Annotated in this window: 14 protein-coding genes and 1 pseudogene; 5 read left to right on the top strand and 10 right to left on the bottom strand. The window is 58.0% G+C overall.

Annotation, left to right across the window (positions count from 1 at the left end):
* Positions 1 to 4 precede the first annotated feature (4 nt).
* From OVA00_RS34995 to OVA00_RS35015, 5 genes are all read right to left on the bottom strand, one after another.
* Positions 5 to 769, bottom strand: coding sequence for an amino acid ABC transporter ATP-binding protein (locus tag OVA00_RS34995; protein ID WP_060519003.1), 765 nt, complete (start codon positions 767 to 769; stop codon positions 5 to 7).
* A complete protein-coding gene (locus tag OVA00_RS35000; protein ID WP_034803346.1) occupies positions 766 to 1,692 on the bottom strand; it encodes an amino acid ABC transporter permease in 927 nt (308 codons plus the stop codon). Before OVA00_RS35000 ends, OVA00_RS34995 begins: the two co-directional genes overlap by 4 nt.
* Before the next feature lie 94 nt (positions 1,693 to 1,786).
* On the bottom strand, positions 1,787 to 1,957 hold the full coding sequence (locus OVA00_RS35005) for a hypothetical protein (RefSeq protein ID WP_162728724.1): 171 nt from the start codon (positions 1,955 to 1,957) through the stop codon (positions 1,787 to 1,789).
* Between the two features lie 21 nt (positions 1,958 to 1,978).
* Positions 1,979 to 2,992, bottom strand: coding sequence for a methyltransferase (locus OVA00_RS35010; RefSeq protein ID WP_268090690.1), 1,014 nt, complete (start codon positions 2,990 to 2,992; stop codon positions 1,979 to 1,981).
* Between the two features lie 1,278 nt (positions 2,993 to 4,270).
* The gene (locus OVA00_RS35015) at positions 4,271 to 4,855 is read right to left on the bottom strand and encodes a TetR/AcrR family transcriptional regulator (protein WP_268090691.1); all 585 of its coding nucleotides are present in this window, start codon (positions 4,853 to 4,855) and stop codon (positions 4,271 to 4,273) included.
* 70 nt (positions 4,856 to 4,925) lie between these two features.
* On the opposite strand from OVA00_RS35015, the gene OVA00_RS35020 reads away from it, so the two are divergent.
* Positions 4,926 to 5,792 (top strand): NAD(P)-dependent oxidoreductase, encoded by an 867-nt coding sequence (locus tag OVA00_RS35020; protein WP_268090692.1) that lies wholly within the window; start codon positions 4,926 to 4,928, stop codon positions 5,790 to 5,792.
* Between the two features lie 310 nt (positions 5,793 to 6,102).
* Here OVA00_RS35020 and OVA00_RS35025 read toward each other — a convergent pair whose 3' ends face one another.
* The 5 genes and pseudogenes from OVA00_RS35025 to OVA00_RS35045 form a co-directional block, all read right to left on the bottom strand.
* Complete coding sequence (locus OVA00_RS35025; protein ID WP_268090693.1) at positions 6,103 to 7,185, bottom strand: fatty acid desaturase; 1,083 nt, start codon at positions 7,183 to 7,185, stop codon at positions 6,103 to 6,105.
* Between the two features lie 990 nt (positions 7,186 to 8,175).
* Positions 8,176 to 8,478: a hypothetical protein gene (locus tag OVA00_RS35030; protein WP_268090694.1), complete on the bottom strand. Its 303-nt coding sequence runs from the start codon at positions 8,476 to 8,478 to the stop codon at positions 8,176 to 8,178.
* Positions 8,479 to 9,006: 528 nt separating this feature from the next.
* A pseudogene (locus tag OVA00_RS35035) lies at positions 9,007 to 10,083 on the bottom strand (nucleotidyltransferase family protein).
* Positions 10,084 to 10,454: 371 nt separating this feature from the next.
* Positions 10,455 to 10,727, bottom strand: a complete 273-nt coding sequence (locus tag OVA00_RS35040) for a hypothetical protein (protein WP_268090695.1) — start codon at positions 10,725 to 10,727, stop codon at positions 10,455 to 10,457.
* 53 nt (positions 10,728 to 10,780) lie between these two features.
* Positions 10,781 to 11,248 (bottom strand): low affinity iron permease family protein, encoded by a 468-nt coding sequence (locus OVA00_RS35045; RefSeq protein ID WP_268090697.1) that lies wholly within the window; start codon positions 11,246 to 11,248, stop codon positions 10,781 to 10,783.
* 443 nt (positions 11,249 to 11,691) lie between these two features.
* Between OVA00_RS35045 and OVA00_RS35050 the strand changes: the two genes are divergently transcribed.
* The 4 genes from OVA00_RS35050 (at position 11,692) to OVA00_RS35065 (ending at position 14,843) form a co-directional block, all read left to right on the top strand.
* Positions 11,692 to 12,186 carry a YciE/YciF ferroxidase family protein gene (locus OVA00_RS35050; RefSeq protein ID WP_034799916.1) on the top strand — a complete coding sequence of 165 codons (495 nt, stop codon included), beginning with the start codon at positions 11,692 to 11,694 and terminating at the stop codon, positions 12,184 to 12,186.
* A 143-nt stretch (positions 12,187 to 12,329) separates the two neighbouring features.
* On the top strand, positions 12,330 to 12,812 hold the full coding sequence (locus tag OVA00_RS35055; RefSeq protein ID WP_060519017.1) for a pyridoxamine 5'-phosphate oxidase family protein: 483 nt from the start codon (positions 12,330 to 12,332) through the stop codon (positions 12,810 to 12,812).
* Between the two features lie 334 nt (positions 12,813 to 13,146).
* On the top strand, positions 13,147 to 13,554 hold the full coding sequence (locus OVA00_RS35060; protein WP_210333294.1) for an MgtC/SapB family protein: 408 nt from the start codon (positions 13,147 to 13,149) through the stop codon (positions 13,552 to 13,554).
* 201 nt (positions 13,555 to 13,755) lie between these two features.
* Positions 13,756 to 14,843 (top strand): IS3 family transposase gene (locus tag OVA00_RS35065; protein WP_268090698.1). Its coding sequence is split into 2 segments (ribosomal slippage): positions 13,756 to 14,017 and positions 14,017 to 14,843, totalling 1,089 coding nucleotides; the frame shifts between segments, so codons are not numbered across the junction.
* Positions 14,844 to 14,907: the final 64 nt, after the last annotated feature.

Raw genomic sequence — 14,907 nt, forward strand, 5'->3', positions numbered from 1 at the left:
GTCGTCAGGCAAGCACGCGGCTCAGAAAACTGCGCACACGCGCATCACCGGGGTTGCTAAGGACCTGTTGAGGTGCGCCGTTCTCGCGGATTTCGCCGTCGATCATCACCACGACGCGGTCGGCGACTTCTCTTGCGAAGCCGATTTCGTGGGTGACGACGATCATCGTCGTGCCGCCGCGCGCCAGATTGCGCATCACCTCCAGCACCTCACCGACGAGCTCCGGATCGAGCGCGCTGGTCGGCTCGTCGAAGAGCATGACGCGCGGTTCCATGGCGAGCGCCCGCGCGATTGCCACGCGCTGTTTCTGGCCACCGGAAAGCTGCGACGGGTAGCTCGATGCCTTGGCCGCCATGCCGACCTGCTCGAGCAGCGCCATGGCGCGGGCTTCGGCCTCGGCGCGGCTGAGACCGCGCACCACCATCGGTCCCTCGGTGACGTTGCCGAGCACGGTGCGGTGCGCAAACAGATTGAAGTGCTGGAACACCATGCCGAGCTGGCTCTGCTGGGCGCGCAGTCGCTTGACCGGCAATTCCTGCAGCGCGCCGCGGTTGAGCTCGTAGCCCATGATCGCGCCGTCCACCCACACGTAGCCGCCATTCGGTGTTTCCAGGTGGTTGATGCAGCGCAGGAACGTGCTCTTGCCGCTGCCCGAGGGTCCGAGGATGCAGAGAACCTCGCCATAGGCGACGTCCAGGTCGAGACCCTTCAGCACCTCGTGATTGCCAAAACTCTTGCGGATACCGACCGCTTTAACTGCAAGTGTCATGCTTCACCCGTGACGGCCGGACGACGCGCCCAGGCTTTGAACCAGCGGCGTTCGGTGGTTGTCGTTGCGGCATCGCGGCCGAAGTGGCGTTCGAGATAATACTGGCCGATGGACAGAACCGTGGTTCCGGCCAGATACCAGACGGCGCAGACAAACAGCAGTTCGATGACGGCGCCGTTGATGAAGTAGATGCGCTGGGCCGCGTTCAGCATCTCGCCCATGGCGATGGTGGCGGCGAGCGAAGAGAACTTCAGCATGCCGATCGCGCTGTTGCCGAGCACGGGCAGGATCAGCCGAAGGGTCTGCGGCAGGATGATGCGCCGCATCGTCTGCCCGGGCGTCATGCCGAGAGTGTGGGCCGCCTCCTTCTGACCCTTGTCGACCGAACCGATACCGCCGCGCACGACTTCCGTGAGGTACGATCCTTCGTTGACGCCGAGACCGAGAACCGCGGCGACGAAGGGTGTCACCACATCGACCATGCGGGCGTCAATAAGACCTGGGATGTAGAGCTTCGGAAAGATCAGCGCGATGTTGAACCAGATGAGAAGCTGGAGCAGCACCGGTGTACCGCGGAAGATCCAGACATAGAGCCAGGCGGCAAAACGCAGGATCGGGTTTTCCGAGAGCCGCATGATGCCGAAGGCAAAGCCGAGCAGCACGCCGAGCACCAGCGCGCAGGCCGAAATGAGCAGCGTCCAGCCGAAACCGGTGATGATGACACCGGCCGTTAGAAACTCGCCGACCACCGTCCACTGGATCTGCCCGACGGCGAAGGCGCGTCCGATCACCGCCAGAAGCAGGATGACGAGACCGCCGCTGATCCAGCGTCCGGGGTGTTTCAGCCGGCGAATGACGACATCGGGAGCGGGAAGATCCGACAACGACAGTGCGGGACTTGGTTTTGACTGAGACTGGTGCATGGCATCCAATTGTAGGGTTAGGCCTACAACTTGATACTGGCGCGGCCTGAGGGAGTCAAGCGGCCCCCTCGGGTATATTTGAGGGTTTGCATGTTTAGCTGCTTGGGGAATTGCGCAGGCGGTTCGGTTTTCCCGACGGCACTTCAAGAAACGTCGGCTGCTGGTAGCGGCGCTTTTGCGGCGACTGTTCAAAAGTCAGATTGAGCAACGGCGTTGTCAGCTGCCGGCAATCGAAATTGCTCCAGTGGTCGGTCTTGCGGAACAACGGTCGGGGTTTGGTTTCCGATCAACCGGGCTTGAAGCCGATCACCATCGAGTCCGGCCCCAGCAACGGCTCGACGCGCGTGGACACAAAACCGGCGTCGCGCATCCAGGCTTGGCAGTCGGCGCCGGTATAATTGAAACCGCCGCGGGTCTCGATCAGCATGTTCAGGCTCATCAACAGGCCGAAGGCGTTCAAGCGGCGCTCGTCGTCAATGACGGCGTCGTAGACGATCACGGCTCCGCCTTTCGGCAGCGCAGCGAACGCTTTTTCCAAGAGCTTCCTTTTTTCGGCAAGATCCCAGTCGTGCAGGATGTGCCCCATCACGATCACGTCCGCATTGGGCATTGGGCCGTCGAAGAAGTTGCCGCTTTGGAAGGTGATGCGGTCGGTAAGGCCCTGCCGGGCGACGAAGTCGTCGAATATCGGCTGCACGGCGGGCAGATCGAAGCCGATGGCCTTGAGATGCGGATGCGCTCGCGCGATCACCACCGGCACCATCCCCTGCGCCGCGCCCACATCGGCGAAGGTCGTGTATTTCGACCAGTCGAACCTGGCGGCGATCGCCTGCGCCGCGCCGGCGCTGATCCCGCTCATCGCCTCGAGGAACCCGCGCAGCCGTGCCGGTTCCGCATAGATCGCGGCGAAGAAATCTTCGCTGTGCTTGGCTTCGTTCTGTGGTTCTCCGGTGTGCAGGGCTTCGGTCAGCGAACCCCAGAAACCGTAGAGCCGGGCATTGGCCATTTCGAGGATGCCGCCGATATAGGATGGCTTCGCCTTATCGAGGAAGAGGTCCGTGTCAGGGGCATTACGATAGCGGCCGTCCTCGCGTTCGAGCAGCTTCAGCGCGACCAGGGTGTCGAGAAAGTCGCGGGCCGAGCGGGGGTGCAGTTTCAGCCTGGCCCGCAGATCCGGCAGTTCGGCCGGGCCAGTCGCAAGCTCGGTGAAGACGCCGAGTTCAACCGCACTGAGCAGGGCCTTGGACGCCCAGAACCCCATGCCGACCTGCATGATGTTGTTCGGTGTCGTTGTGCCCATCGCTCGTCTCCTCGTGGATCGTGTCGTCGAACGGCATCTGGGATTGGTGCGGAACCCGAAACTGTTCGGCAGCGCTGGCCGTGGACGTCCCGTCTCATCGACGCAATAAAATATTGCGTTCTGCGATGGGGTGCAATTAATCAAGAATCACTAGCAAGGACCGCAATCAAAGATCCCGTTGCGTGACTTCAGGTGGAATTGTTCGCGTCGTGTGATGAGCCTGGGTCTTGCTGGTACGAAGTCAACTTCAGCAGCTACCTTGATCGTCGCACGAGCTATGAGGTTGCGAGACTCGCGCTTTATTTGCCGAAACCTCGGATCGATGTTTCGGTTACGGTCACGGCAGCGAGGACCGCCTCGATATCGCGCCCGCGAATGACGGACGCGGGCGACCTCGAGCGGTTGAACTCCGGGGTGGCGTATTCGCATTAGCTGCTGTCAGGTGGGGCAAAGAAACAGTTCACGTCGTCTTCCGTCGGATGAAGGCAAATATGATACTGCCCATCGCCCGAGGGGATCTCATCGCCATAGGGGATAAAGAACACGTGCGGTCGTCTTGCCATGTGGTGGTCGCCAGCATGCAAGAAAACTGAAAAACCACGAGCCCCTCGCAAAATGTCGGGCGCGGGGATGGCAGCACAATCGCCACCTGCCTCATGGGCCTTGCAGCACGCCAGAGGATAGGTCCAGCCGGTCTTTGCCTGGTGAGCGTCCGTTCGGACGACTCCGACTGAGATTGTCGCAAGAATAATCAGATAAATGGATGATGGCGCGGCTCTCATTGTGCACCTCCTTGGAGGCAGCCCTTCGAAAACGCCGAGAGGTTGCTTGCTGATTGGCAAGTACGAATTGTTTGTTGTCAGCATACTCCCGGGTGCTTGGCGTGAAACCTGAAATATGCTCCTCGGACCAACGGCCAAGGAAACACCAAGGGACAAGGTGGGTACTGTCGCGAGGGCGGTTTCCTTGGAAATGCACAACGGGCCATGCGCTCCATCGTAAAAGTGCACAGCCGACCTGTCGCGCGGGGCTTCGCTTAGTCGTTATTGACGCTGGCCTTTCCGCGTCGATTGTTGTGCCGCAGCACCCGCTCGCTGATAGACGAAGCAGCGTTTCTGTAGAGGGCAATCGCGGGTGGTTCGGTGGATGATACGAGCCGTCGTGCATCAATCGGCCGTATGAGCGTAGCGGCTGCGAAAGACTGCTGACGCCTGACGATGCATCCTGCGTCGGCCAGCCGGTTTAGGATATTGAGGCTTCAAGCCTCATGGGTAAAATTCACCCAACCTTGCTCGGCTCACTTGCGACCCCTTTGATGATGATCGCCGCCAGAACGGCCGTGGCGACCCGCTCAGATATCGCGCCGGTTTGCGTTTCGGAAGCAAGCGCCTCCGCTGCACCTAACAGACCGACGCACACAGGATGGATATGGCCAACTTCCAGCTCTGAGAATGGCCGAAGGGCATTACACATCAAATCTATGTATGCGCGAATCATGAGCCGTTGCTGCGCGGCCATCTCTTCTGTCCCTTTGAGCGCCGCGGATATTGCGAGACCTTCTGGGCCAAAATCGGCAAGGCAATTGAAGTATGCTTTGCTGATAATGTCAGCTACGGCGGTGAGCTCCTTTGGCGCTTCGCAAAGCGCGGAGCGGAGTCGGTGGACATAGTTTTCCTCCAGCCGCTTGAACAGTGCCAGCAAAAGTCCGGACCGGGTAGAAAAGTGTCCGTAAGCGATCGGACGACTGACCCCTGCTTTTGCAGCCAAGGTCCCGAGCGTCAGTTCATCCGCGCCCTGATCCCGGACAATTTGCATCGCGACATCAAGCATTTGTTCGCGACGCATATCTTTCTTGAGCTTCACGGTTTCCCCTTGCACCTAAAGTTACAATATGTAAGTTACACAGTGTAACTATCCGGTCAAGGGTGAAGTGATGAGTGAAGTAGCTGTCATCGGGCTGGGGCGCATGGGCAGCGCGCTCGCCAAAGCGCTTATAACTTCGAGAAGGAGCGTTACAGTCTGGAACCGAACTCCAGGCAAGGCAGAGGCCTTGGAGCACCTCGGCGCGTCGAGGGCGGAAACGCCGTCCGCTGCTATTGCCGCCAGCAGCACACTTATCGTCTGCCTGTCAGACTACGCGGCAACCTCGATGGTCCTCGACGCATGCGCGACAGACTTGCTCCAAGGAAAGACCGTCGTGCAACTCACGTCGGGCACGCCGAAGCAAGCGCGTCAGCTTGAAGAATGGGTGGCGAACCGCGGAGGAAGCTATCTTGACGGCGCGATTTCTGCCTGGCCAAGTCAGATCGGTGGACCTGAGGCCTCGATCGTTATCGCCGGACGAGAAAGTGTCTTCACCTCGCTCGAAGCGAGTTTAAGGCTGCTCGCTCCAAATCTTACTCACGTCGGAAACGATATAAGCCGCGCAAAGGTTCTCTTTAATGCGGCTCTTGCCTATTTTGCCGGGCACTGGATTGGCTTCAGCCACGGGGCGGCGATGTGTGCTGCGGAAGGAATGGATGTCGCGGAATTTGGCGAAACAATAGCTAGCCTGTCACCGATGTTTGCGGACGACCTGCGCCACATGGGTCGAGCCATCGAAGGAAACCGATTTGCTGATCCCCAAAGCACCATCAGGTCGGTCGGCGTGGATATCACGCGGCTCGTCGAGATAGCGGATGATTTGAACATCAACACCGCGTTTCCCGCCTTTGCCTCTGATCTCTTTCGCAACGCTACAGACGCGGGGTACGGCGCCGAGGAGCATTGTGCGATTGTTAAAGTGATCCGCGCTTGGTGAAAACGGTTCTCTAAACTGCAGGCGTGCTGCCGCAATACGCTGTGCAGCTAGACGGAGCTGTCCAAATTAACATTTCGAGCGGTCTTGCTTTGTCGATCAGCAAAAAAACCGTGAGGTCGACCCGTTGCAAGCAGGCGATGGAGCCTGGGCGCGACGATGGTGCGATGAAAGCGACCGGAGCGGCTAGTTGGATAACGTTCCTGGACGCTGGCGGGCGCTACGCTGAACCTCTTGGCGAGCGGCTCTTTTGACGGGTCAAGCCGGGGGAGAACGGGGGCTGGCCGCGTGCCGCGGCCGGCGCCTGGTGCGCTCAAGCAGGTGTCGGCAAAGCCGATCGTGCCACAGTTTCGCGCGCGTCTGCTTCTCGAAATGATATCAGTCGGTGGGAGGCCTCGTCCCAAAGGACGAGCTTCACCAAGCCCAGGCTTTGCCTGATGGTGATGCGGCCCATATCTCCCAGTTCAGGATGATCACGTATGACCTCAGGAAGCCTGTAGAAGGGAACGCGGCTCGACAGGTGATGGAGATGGTGCATGCCGATATTGCCGGTGATCCAGCGCAAGGGCTGCGGCAGATCGTAGTGCGAGGCGCCATGCATGGCCGCGTATTGGAACGTCCACTCGGGTGGCCTTGACCAGTGCGTGTCTTCGAACTGGTGCTGGACATAAAACAACCAGACACCTGCAGCCCCAGCAAGAAGGACGATCGGCAGATGGATCAGGAGGAACGGTGCGACACCCACTGCCCAGATAAGAATGCCCGAGAGTGCGGCAATCGCCACATTCGTTGCCATGGTGGAAACCCACGGAAGAGCGCCAGAGCGCATCATTCCGAACGGCAACCTTTGCTTGAACAGGAAGAGCCAGGCGGGACCGATGCCGAACATCACGAGCGGATGCCGGTAGAGGCGGTAACGAACCCGTCCTCCTGGCGTGAGGGCGTCGTATTCGGCAACGGTAAGCGTGGTGATGTCACCGACACCTCGCTCGTCGAGGTTGCCTGCCGAAGCATGGTGTACGGCATGGGCGCGGCGCCAGTAGTCATAAGGCGTTAGTGTCAAAACGCTGATCATTCGCCCCGTCCAGTCATCCAGGCTGCGCCGCCCGAAAAACGAACCATGTCCGCAGTCATGTTGCAGCATGAACAAGCGCAGGAGAAATCCCGCCGCAACAGGGACGATAAGGACCACGCTGAGCCAGTACTCGAAGTGCAAACAGACCCAAGCTCCTGCCCACAGCAGAACAAATGGCACAAGGGTCGCCGTCAGCTCGAAGGTGCTGCGGCCGATATGCGGCTGTCGATAGGTGGACAGGATCTTTAGCCAGGCTTTTTCACGGTCGACGGTTGCTGCCGCGCCGTGGCCGGAAAGCGGGCTGACTCTGGAATTCTTCAAGGCGTCTTCCTAGTTGATTGTGTGACATAGTCGCCTTGAGACATTGCTATGGACGCAACAGGCAAACTGGGATTTTGGGCCGAGATCTCGCTCGCCTTCGAAATCATGTTTCGGCCTTCGACGTGATCGCTCATAGCAGCGCGTTCGCCGGCGGAATAGCGGCAGACCGGCCGACGCCGCCGTTGCATGTTGGATGACGCCAAGGCCTTATCTGGAGCATTTGACTGTGCCGGCAATCATGACGAGCCCTTCCGTAGGATACTGGGAGCCTCCGCGCGAAACTTGAGGCCTGATAGCGATTTTGAAAGGAAGGTTCGTTCAGAGCGCGAAGCCAATTGCGCTATAACCAAAGCTAGCGAGCAAATTCGATGGGGCGTTTTATCGATATCTTCACCTAGGCGTCAATCGGTTGTTCGCGTTGTCTGCAGCGCGATGCGAGGTCTCCGCACTCGACGACGATTTCGGGTCTGCCTTTCGCAAAATCCGCGGAACGGCGGACCCTGACCTGAAACTCGGCTTTTAAGTTGTCGGATTTTGGTTTCGACGCCGCTATTCGTTGGGGAAGGGGCTTAAGCAGGGGCTAGCATCAAGAGAACCAGAACCGCCGCTATTATCACGCTGAACCCCAATATGATCTTGATGATTAAACTTGCATCTTCCAAAGAATGCTCCTATTAGTAGAGAAAACGAAGAATACAACCTTCAAAGATATAATCATCTGCACCTGGGGTTGTCTATATCTGAATTAGAAACATCCTTGGATTGCGGACGATCTAGGAAACGTGCGGGATTTTGGTTGGGAGCGATGACGTGGCGGAAGGGCTTCGCGTGCGACCGAAGCGGTCGTTTCAGGCCTTAAATACCGGTCACAGTGTCCATCGGGATTGGTTGAGTGAGGTCGGCGTCTGTTTCTGATCCCAAGGGACTAACTTGACGACCGCCCAAGGACGGCGCACGTCGGTTGGGGCTAACTGCGCGTCGTTCGCTTTGTCAGTCACCTTCCACCTCTCGGGCCAAGCTTTCCCTCAGCTTTGTGGCCGCTTCGGCTACTGCGGCCAAGTGGTGTTCAGAACTCATTTGCTCACGCGCGTGGAGCAAGGCGGGTCGCACCGCCTCGATCGATTTTCCAAAACGTGCCATCCATGGGTAGCGCGGCACCATCCAAAGATGGAAGTGGTGTTTCGTGTCTTCATTGTAGAAGTAATACACGTGCTCGATACCCAGTTGGCGCTCCTGCTCACGTCTAATGCGTTGGACCAGTGGCAGAAATTCCGATGTTTCGGCTTGGCTCATTTCCGTCAAAAAGCAAAAATGCCTCTTTGCGGTGACGATGATTTGCGACGTCCTGGTGAGCGTGGAAAAAGCGTGTTTCTTGGACCGCGCCCCCAGGGACTGTTCGTCTTCCCGACGTAATCTCGCAACTCAAGCAACTCTCGCCCATCCCGATAACTCACATCCGATCGCTAATGTCTTTGCTCATAACCGCACAGCTCGCTTGCTTGAAAAGGGATAAACTCTGACGGCAAGGGATGATGAGGCGGTCTGAACGATCGCCGGCAATGGACCGTGCTTTTGTCTGTCGTACGAAACCGCGCCCGCATGCGTCGGCGGCCTTGAGAGGTTCTCAAGGCCCTACTCCCGCTTCCCAACGCTCTTTCCTCTCGATCTCGCAGCAGACAGAGGCACAGCCGGCGATCCGGCAGATGCTTGTCCTCGCCGTTCACGACTTGCTGGCTGACCTTCAGGACGACTTCCGACGGCTTGCCGCAACGCTGGCAAGGGCCGGGGTCGTAAGGGCTAAGGTTTGCGTTCATCTGTCGATCACCTTTTCAGCAGGCTTTCCACCACCTCGGGACCGAGAACCTTTTCGAGGGCTTTCACTCCGTTCTTGGGCAGTCTCGATAGGCCGCTGACAATGCCCTCTTTCCACGCATCTCCACGTTCCCATGCTTCCTCCCACGCATCGGCCAGTTCGTCCCCGTGGCGCGTCTCCACAAGGGCTTCGAAGAGCAAGGCGGCCTGCGACAGGTCTTTGTCCGCCTTCACGCGTCCTAGCGTGTCCGTCAGCCTACGCGAAGACACGATCAGCTTGTGGACGGCATACCTCTCGGGAGCGGGGACAAGGACGTTCACGCCCTCGCGGAAGAGAAGCACCGTCCGGACGGGCTCGTAGATGAGATAGTCCAAGAACGGGAGGTTTTCCGCCGACGCGCCGCCGAGGGCGGGCATGGGCGACGGCTTGCCAGTATATTCGTCCGATCCTCGGTTTCCAGTCGGGAACTCCACCCGATAACCCTTGGAGTTCTGGAAGGCCACCACCTTGGCTTTGTCAGCCTGGTGCGGAACCGCTCGGAAGTCGGGATCGACCGACTTGAGGATTTCGAGGATAGGCGGCCGGCTGTCTTGGACCCCGGCCGAGATCGCGAAGTCCTGCGCGAAGTCCGCGTCGCCTGTCTGCATAACCGCCGAGGGAAGGCGGACGCCTAGCATCCCCGCATAGGTGCTGAATGCGACTGACCCGATAAGCACGGCCCGCAACCGAAACAATCCGGCGTCGGCTAGGGCTTTCGTGACGTCGCCCGCGAACTGATCGGGACCGGGGAGGCCAGCGCGGCGCAGCGTGCTCACCATGCGCCTCCGCTCCCGGATATTGTCCTTGATTTCCTTGTGGGCCTTCACCCGCTCCGTGATCGCTTCGTCGCTCGCGGGACCGACGTAGCTTCGCTTGTCTTTGCCCTCGGGGGTAGGGAGATCAAAATATCAGTAATTGCGATCTTTGACGGTCACGCTCACGAACCATCCCTCCAAGGGGAAGTCCGCCACGAATTGAGCATCGAGCGTCCGTTGCGCCAGCTCCGCGAACATCGTCCGATAGCTGACGTCGATCTCTTTCATCATTGGTGTTTCCTTCTCGAGTGCGGCGGCCCTCTCGGCGACAAGTTCGGCCATCACTTGGTCGAAGCTCCGTTTCCTTCTGCTGATGAAGTCATCTTCGCTCATCTCGCACCGCTGTTATAAGTCTCTGCCAAAGCCTTATAACGATGCCCGGCCTTGTCAGCGTTATAAGTCTTTGCCAAAACCTTATAACGGGTTGGCTGCTACGAAAAAAACCCCGGAAGACCGGGGTTAGAGTGATGCACGTTGTGTTCTGTTTCGAGCACTGACGATGCTGACTGTGGTGCCGACTTTCGCTTTGCACTGCGCAAAGCTGGATGCAGCGCTCATCAGGATGGCGGCCGTGGTGATCGCTAACGTTTTCATCTGATTGCTCAATTCAGGTAGTAGATTTTCGCTCGTTCCGGTTCGGTGGCCTTGAGGCCGTCTAGCTCGCAGCTGAACACGGCTGCATATTGCCGGACTGAGAAGCCGTCCTCTGCCCCTTCGACAACGAATGAGATAGTCGTGATCGGATATTCCTTAGAGTTCATTTCAGACGATGATGGCGGCTTCGGGATAATGATCAACAAGCCGAATTTACTGCCCTCCGCACGATAGCTATCGCGTTCGCAATGGTCGCTTGGATGAACATCTACGACCGCCATGGATCATGGAGAACAACTCGCGCCTGTCGGCGTCCGACACTGGGCCACATTTATCAACGACCCGAGGTGCTTGCTTGAGACGGATTCTCGATATCCTCTCGATCGAAGGCCGGCTTCGACCGATTTTCTCTTGCGTTTCGTTCGGCATGGGCGCTCTGAAGCATTGCATGCGAGCGCTGGGCAGCCTTCTCGCATCGAGCATGCAGCTCCTGTAGCTCCTTGTCCGTCAGTTTCTCGATACCGACGAATTCGTTTTCGGCATCCGTAAACAATATGATTTCGTCGAGTTTGGCCTGCAGCGCCGCCCCATCTCGATTTTGGGTATTTTGAATGAGAAACACCATGAGGAACGTGACGATCGTTGTTCCCGTGTTTATCACTAGTTGCCACGTCTCGGAGAAGCCAAAGAAGGGGCCCGACAGTGCCCAAGCAAGAACCGTGATCACACAGACGATGAAGGCAAGCGGGCTGCCTGTTGCGTGTGCGGTTGCGGTGGCGAACCTTGCAAAGAAACGATCCATGGTCAGGCCTGCGTGCGATGTCGTTGGCCTACAGCGGGTTTACGACAAAACGGGGCACAGCCATGCTTGTTCCCGATGCTGCGAAGATTTGAGATGTTCTTAATTGCTTCCAGTGTTCTGGTCTTTGCGGGTGCGAACAACTGAACTCTTCACGCCGAGTTCGTAGTGTTCTCCAAGGCATGAATTTATCCTACCGACCAGGTGAGCGAATTGCGCTACCCCATCGTCTCATGAACGATCCCGGCGGTTTGCGCTCTGAAAGGGTCGTGCGTGAGCCCTCATCATCAGTGCTTCTTTTCAAGTTTGTAGGTGTCGAGGCGTCTGATCGCCCGCCGCGATTAAATGTGCCGATCGTACGGATGGTATGGTTTGGCGACGAGAAGTGGAACGATTCCTCCGCAAAATGCTTTCTCTCCTGCATTCACCTGCCAAGGAGAGAACCATTGAAATCGCTGGCTGAAATTTTCGAGCATACACTGCAGGATATCTATTTCGCTGAGAACGCCATCACCAAGGCACTTCCAAAGGTTGCTAAGGCAGCCAACAGCGCTGAACTGAAAAAAGCGGCCGAAGAACACCTCTCGGAAACCAAAGACCAAATCAAGAAATTGGAGCAGGTTTTCAAGTCGATCGGCAAGACGGCGTCTGGTGAAAAATGCGATGCCATCGAAGGGCTGATCAAGGAGGCCGACGGTTTGATGAAAGAGGCCGAAGGAACAGCTCTCGATGCCGGACTACTGGCCGCTTGCCAAGCTGTCGAGCACTACGAGATCGCGCGCTATGGCTCTCTTCGTGAGTGGGCCAAGGATCTTGGTCATGATGAGGCGCACAAACTTCTGAGCGAGATTCTCGACCAGGAGAAGGCTACGAACAACAAGCTCACCAACCTCGCCGTGACGTCGATCAACAAAACATCGAAGCGATCCAAGGCGGCCTAATCGCCAAGGGGCGGCCGCGCCCTTTAAAATGGCGCGGCTGGCCGCGGCGCAACCTCTGCAGTTGTCGCTCCGGCAAGGTGAGCCGGTTTCGTGGATTGTCATTCCAGAGCCGTCGTTTTCTTTGGCTCAAAGGAGAAAAGCGTATGACTTACATCGAGGACGACAACGGCGAGGTCTGGGACCTTGCCGAAAAGATCGGGTTCTGCATGCTCACCACTCAATCCGGCGCGGACCTTAAGGCCAGGCCAATGTCGGCCTACATCGAGCGGGTTGAGAACGCCCTGTATTTCTTGACCGACGTCAAGAGCCACAAAGATGACGAGGTCGCGCGCCATCCAAATGTCTGCCTGGCTTTCGCCGACACGAAGAAGCAAAAGTATGTGTCGATTTCGGGCGTAGCCGAGGTACAGAATGACCGCGAGAAGATCCGGGATCTCTGGTCAACTCCTGCCAAGGCATGGTGGGACAGCCCCGACGATCCCTCCATTCGCATTCTCAAAGTTACGCCAAGCTCGGCAGAATACTGGGACAGTCCCGGCACTGTGATCAGCTACATCAAGATGGTAGCGGCAGCCGTCACCAGCGCCAAACCGGACATGGGCGAAAACGCCAAAGTGCGGATGTAGGTATTGGCGGGCCGACGTGGCCTGTCATCTTTGTCGCCTGAGATTACCTCATGAAATCGGTGATGCGGCGGCTTGGCGCGATCGCTCATCTTTTCAACGGGCAGGAAAACGTCTTTCCGCTGATCGCCTCATAATTCCAGACGCGCTGCTGGCGTTATCCGCCGCCACGGCAATTGAACCTCAGGTCGAGACCTGGCGAAAACAGCCGTTGCGCAGGCCATTCTCGTCGGCGCTTCAATTGATCGGCTGCGACATTTAAGGGGAAGTACGTGTGACGGATTGGCTTTTATCTGTTGGTGTGAAACTCGACATTTTTCCGCATCTGGCAGCTTTGATGGTGGCCTACATCCTTGCTCTGCCGATCGGCTGGGATCGCGAACAAAACGAACGAAGCGCTGGTCTTCGCACATTTCCGTTGGTCGCCATCGCCGCATGTGGGTTTATACAGGCTGCAGAGACGGTCATACTTGGCAACGCCGAGGCCACCGCGCGCGTGGTTGAAGGTCTGATCAACGGTGTCGGTTTCATCGGTGGCGGCGCAATCCTTGTCGGCAAGCTCGGCACTCGCGGGACCGCCACGGCGGCGAGCATCTGGGCGACCGGCGCAATCGGCGTCGCCGTGGGGCTCGGATCCTACGATACCGCCATCGTTCTATCGATCGTCACGTTCGCAACGTTGAAAGTTATGACAAATTTCAAGTCACCGAGAAACGAAGCCCTGGCACCGCGGGAAAAGGATTGAGTTAGCGCCATTGTCATATGGCACGAGAGATCCAGCCCTAATCATCGCATGTCCGGATTCCCAGCTTACCACCGGCGCGAGGCTGAATTTCCTGCGGCTACGAGCAAGCGTTTAGGACGGTCGATCCAACGGTAATCCCCCCGCCGAATAACGGACTTCAAAAGTAGAATTTTCTCGGGCTTTATGATCGAGGAGATTTTGATGAAGACGAGCAGATTCAGCGAACCGCAAATCCTTGCAATCCTGCGCCAGGCGGAGGGCGGCGTTGCCGTTCCTGATCTATGCCGGGAGCACGGGATGAGCACGGCGTCGTTTTACAAATGGCGAGCCAAATACGGCGGCATGGACGCGTCGATGATCAGCCAGTTGAAGGCTCTTGAAGACGAGAACCGTCGGCTGAAGAAGATGTATGCGGAGATGAGCATGCAGGCGGAACTGCTCAAAGAGGCTCTTGGAAAAAAGTGACGCGGCCATCTCAACGCCGGGAGATGGCCGGGAAAGCGGTGGCGTTGCACGGGGTAAGCATTGCACTCGCCTGCCGCACCTTTGGTGTCAGCGAGACCTGCTATCGTTACAGCGCCAAGCTGAACGACGAGAACGAGCAGATCGCCGATCTCCTGATCGGGTTGACGCGGGCGAAGAAGAGCTGGGGCTTCGGCCTTTGCTTTCTCTACCTGCGCAATGTCCGGGGGCATCGCTGGAACCACAAGCGCGTCTACCGCATCTACCGTGAGCTGGAACTGAACCTCAGGATCAAGCCGCGCAAGCGGTTGAGGCGCGAGAAGCCGGATGCTCTGGCCGTACCGGAGAAACCGAACCTGGTCTGGTCTATGGACTTCATGGCGGATCGTCTTGAGGATGGCAGGCAATTCCGCCTGTTGAACGTTCTGGACGACTTCAACCGCGAGGGGCTGGGCATCGAGGTGGATTTCTCGCTACCTGCCGAGCGTGTCATCCGCAGCCTGAACCAGATCATCGAGTGGCGCGGTAAGCCGATGGCAATACGGGTCGACAACGGGCCTGAATACGTCAGCGGCAAGCTGATGGAATGGGCCGAGAAACGGGGCATCGCCTTGAGCCACATCCAGCCGGGCAAGCCGCAACAGAATGCGTATGTCGAACGCTATAACCGGACCGTCCGACATGAATGGCTCGACCAGCACATCATCGAAAGCATTGAGGAGGCACAGGAATTTGCCACGCAGTGGCTATGGACCTACAACAACGAACGTCCCAATATGGGCATCGGCGGCATCACGCCCGCACAGAAACTGAAAATGGCCGCGTGAATTCTACCGCGGAGCCCCGTTGAAAACGGGGGGATTACCCAACCGTCCCGCGTCCCAACCTCTC

This window comes from Ensifer sp. SL37, assembly GCF_026672675.1.
GTDB classification, from domain to species: Bacteria; Pseudomonadota; Alphaproteobacteria; order Rhizobiales; family Rhizobiaceae; genus Ensifer; species Ensifer adhaerens.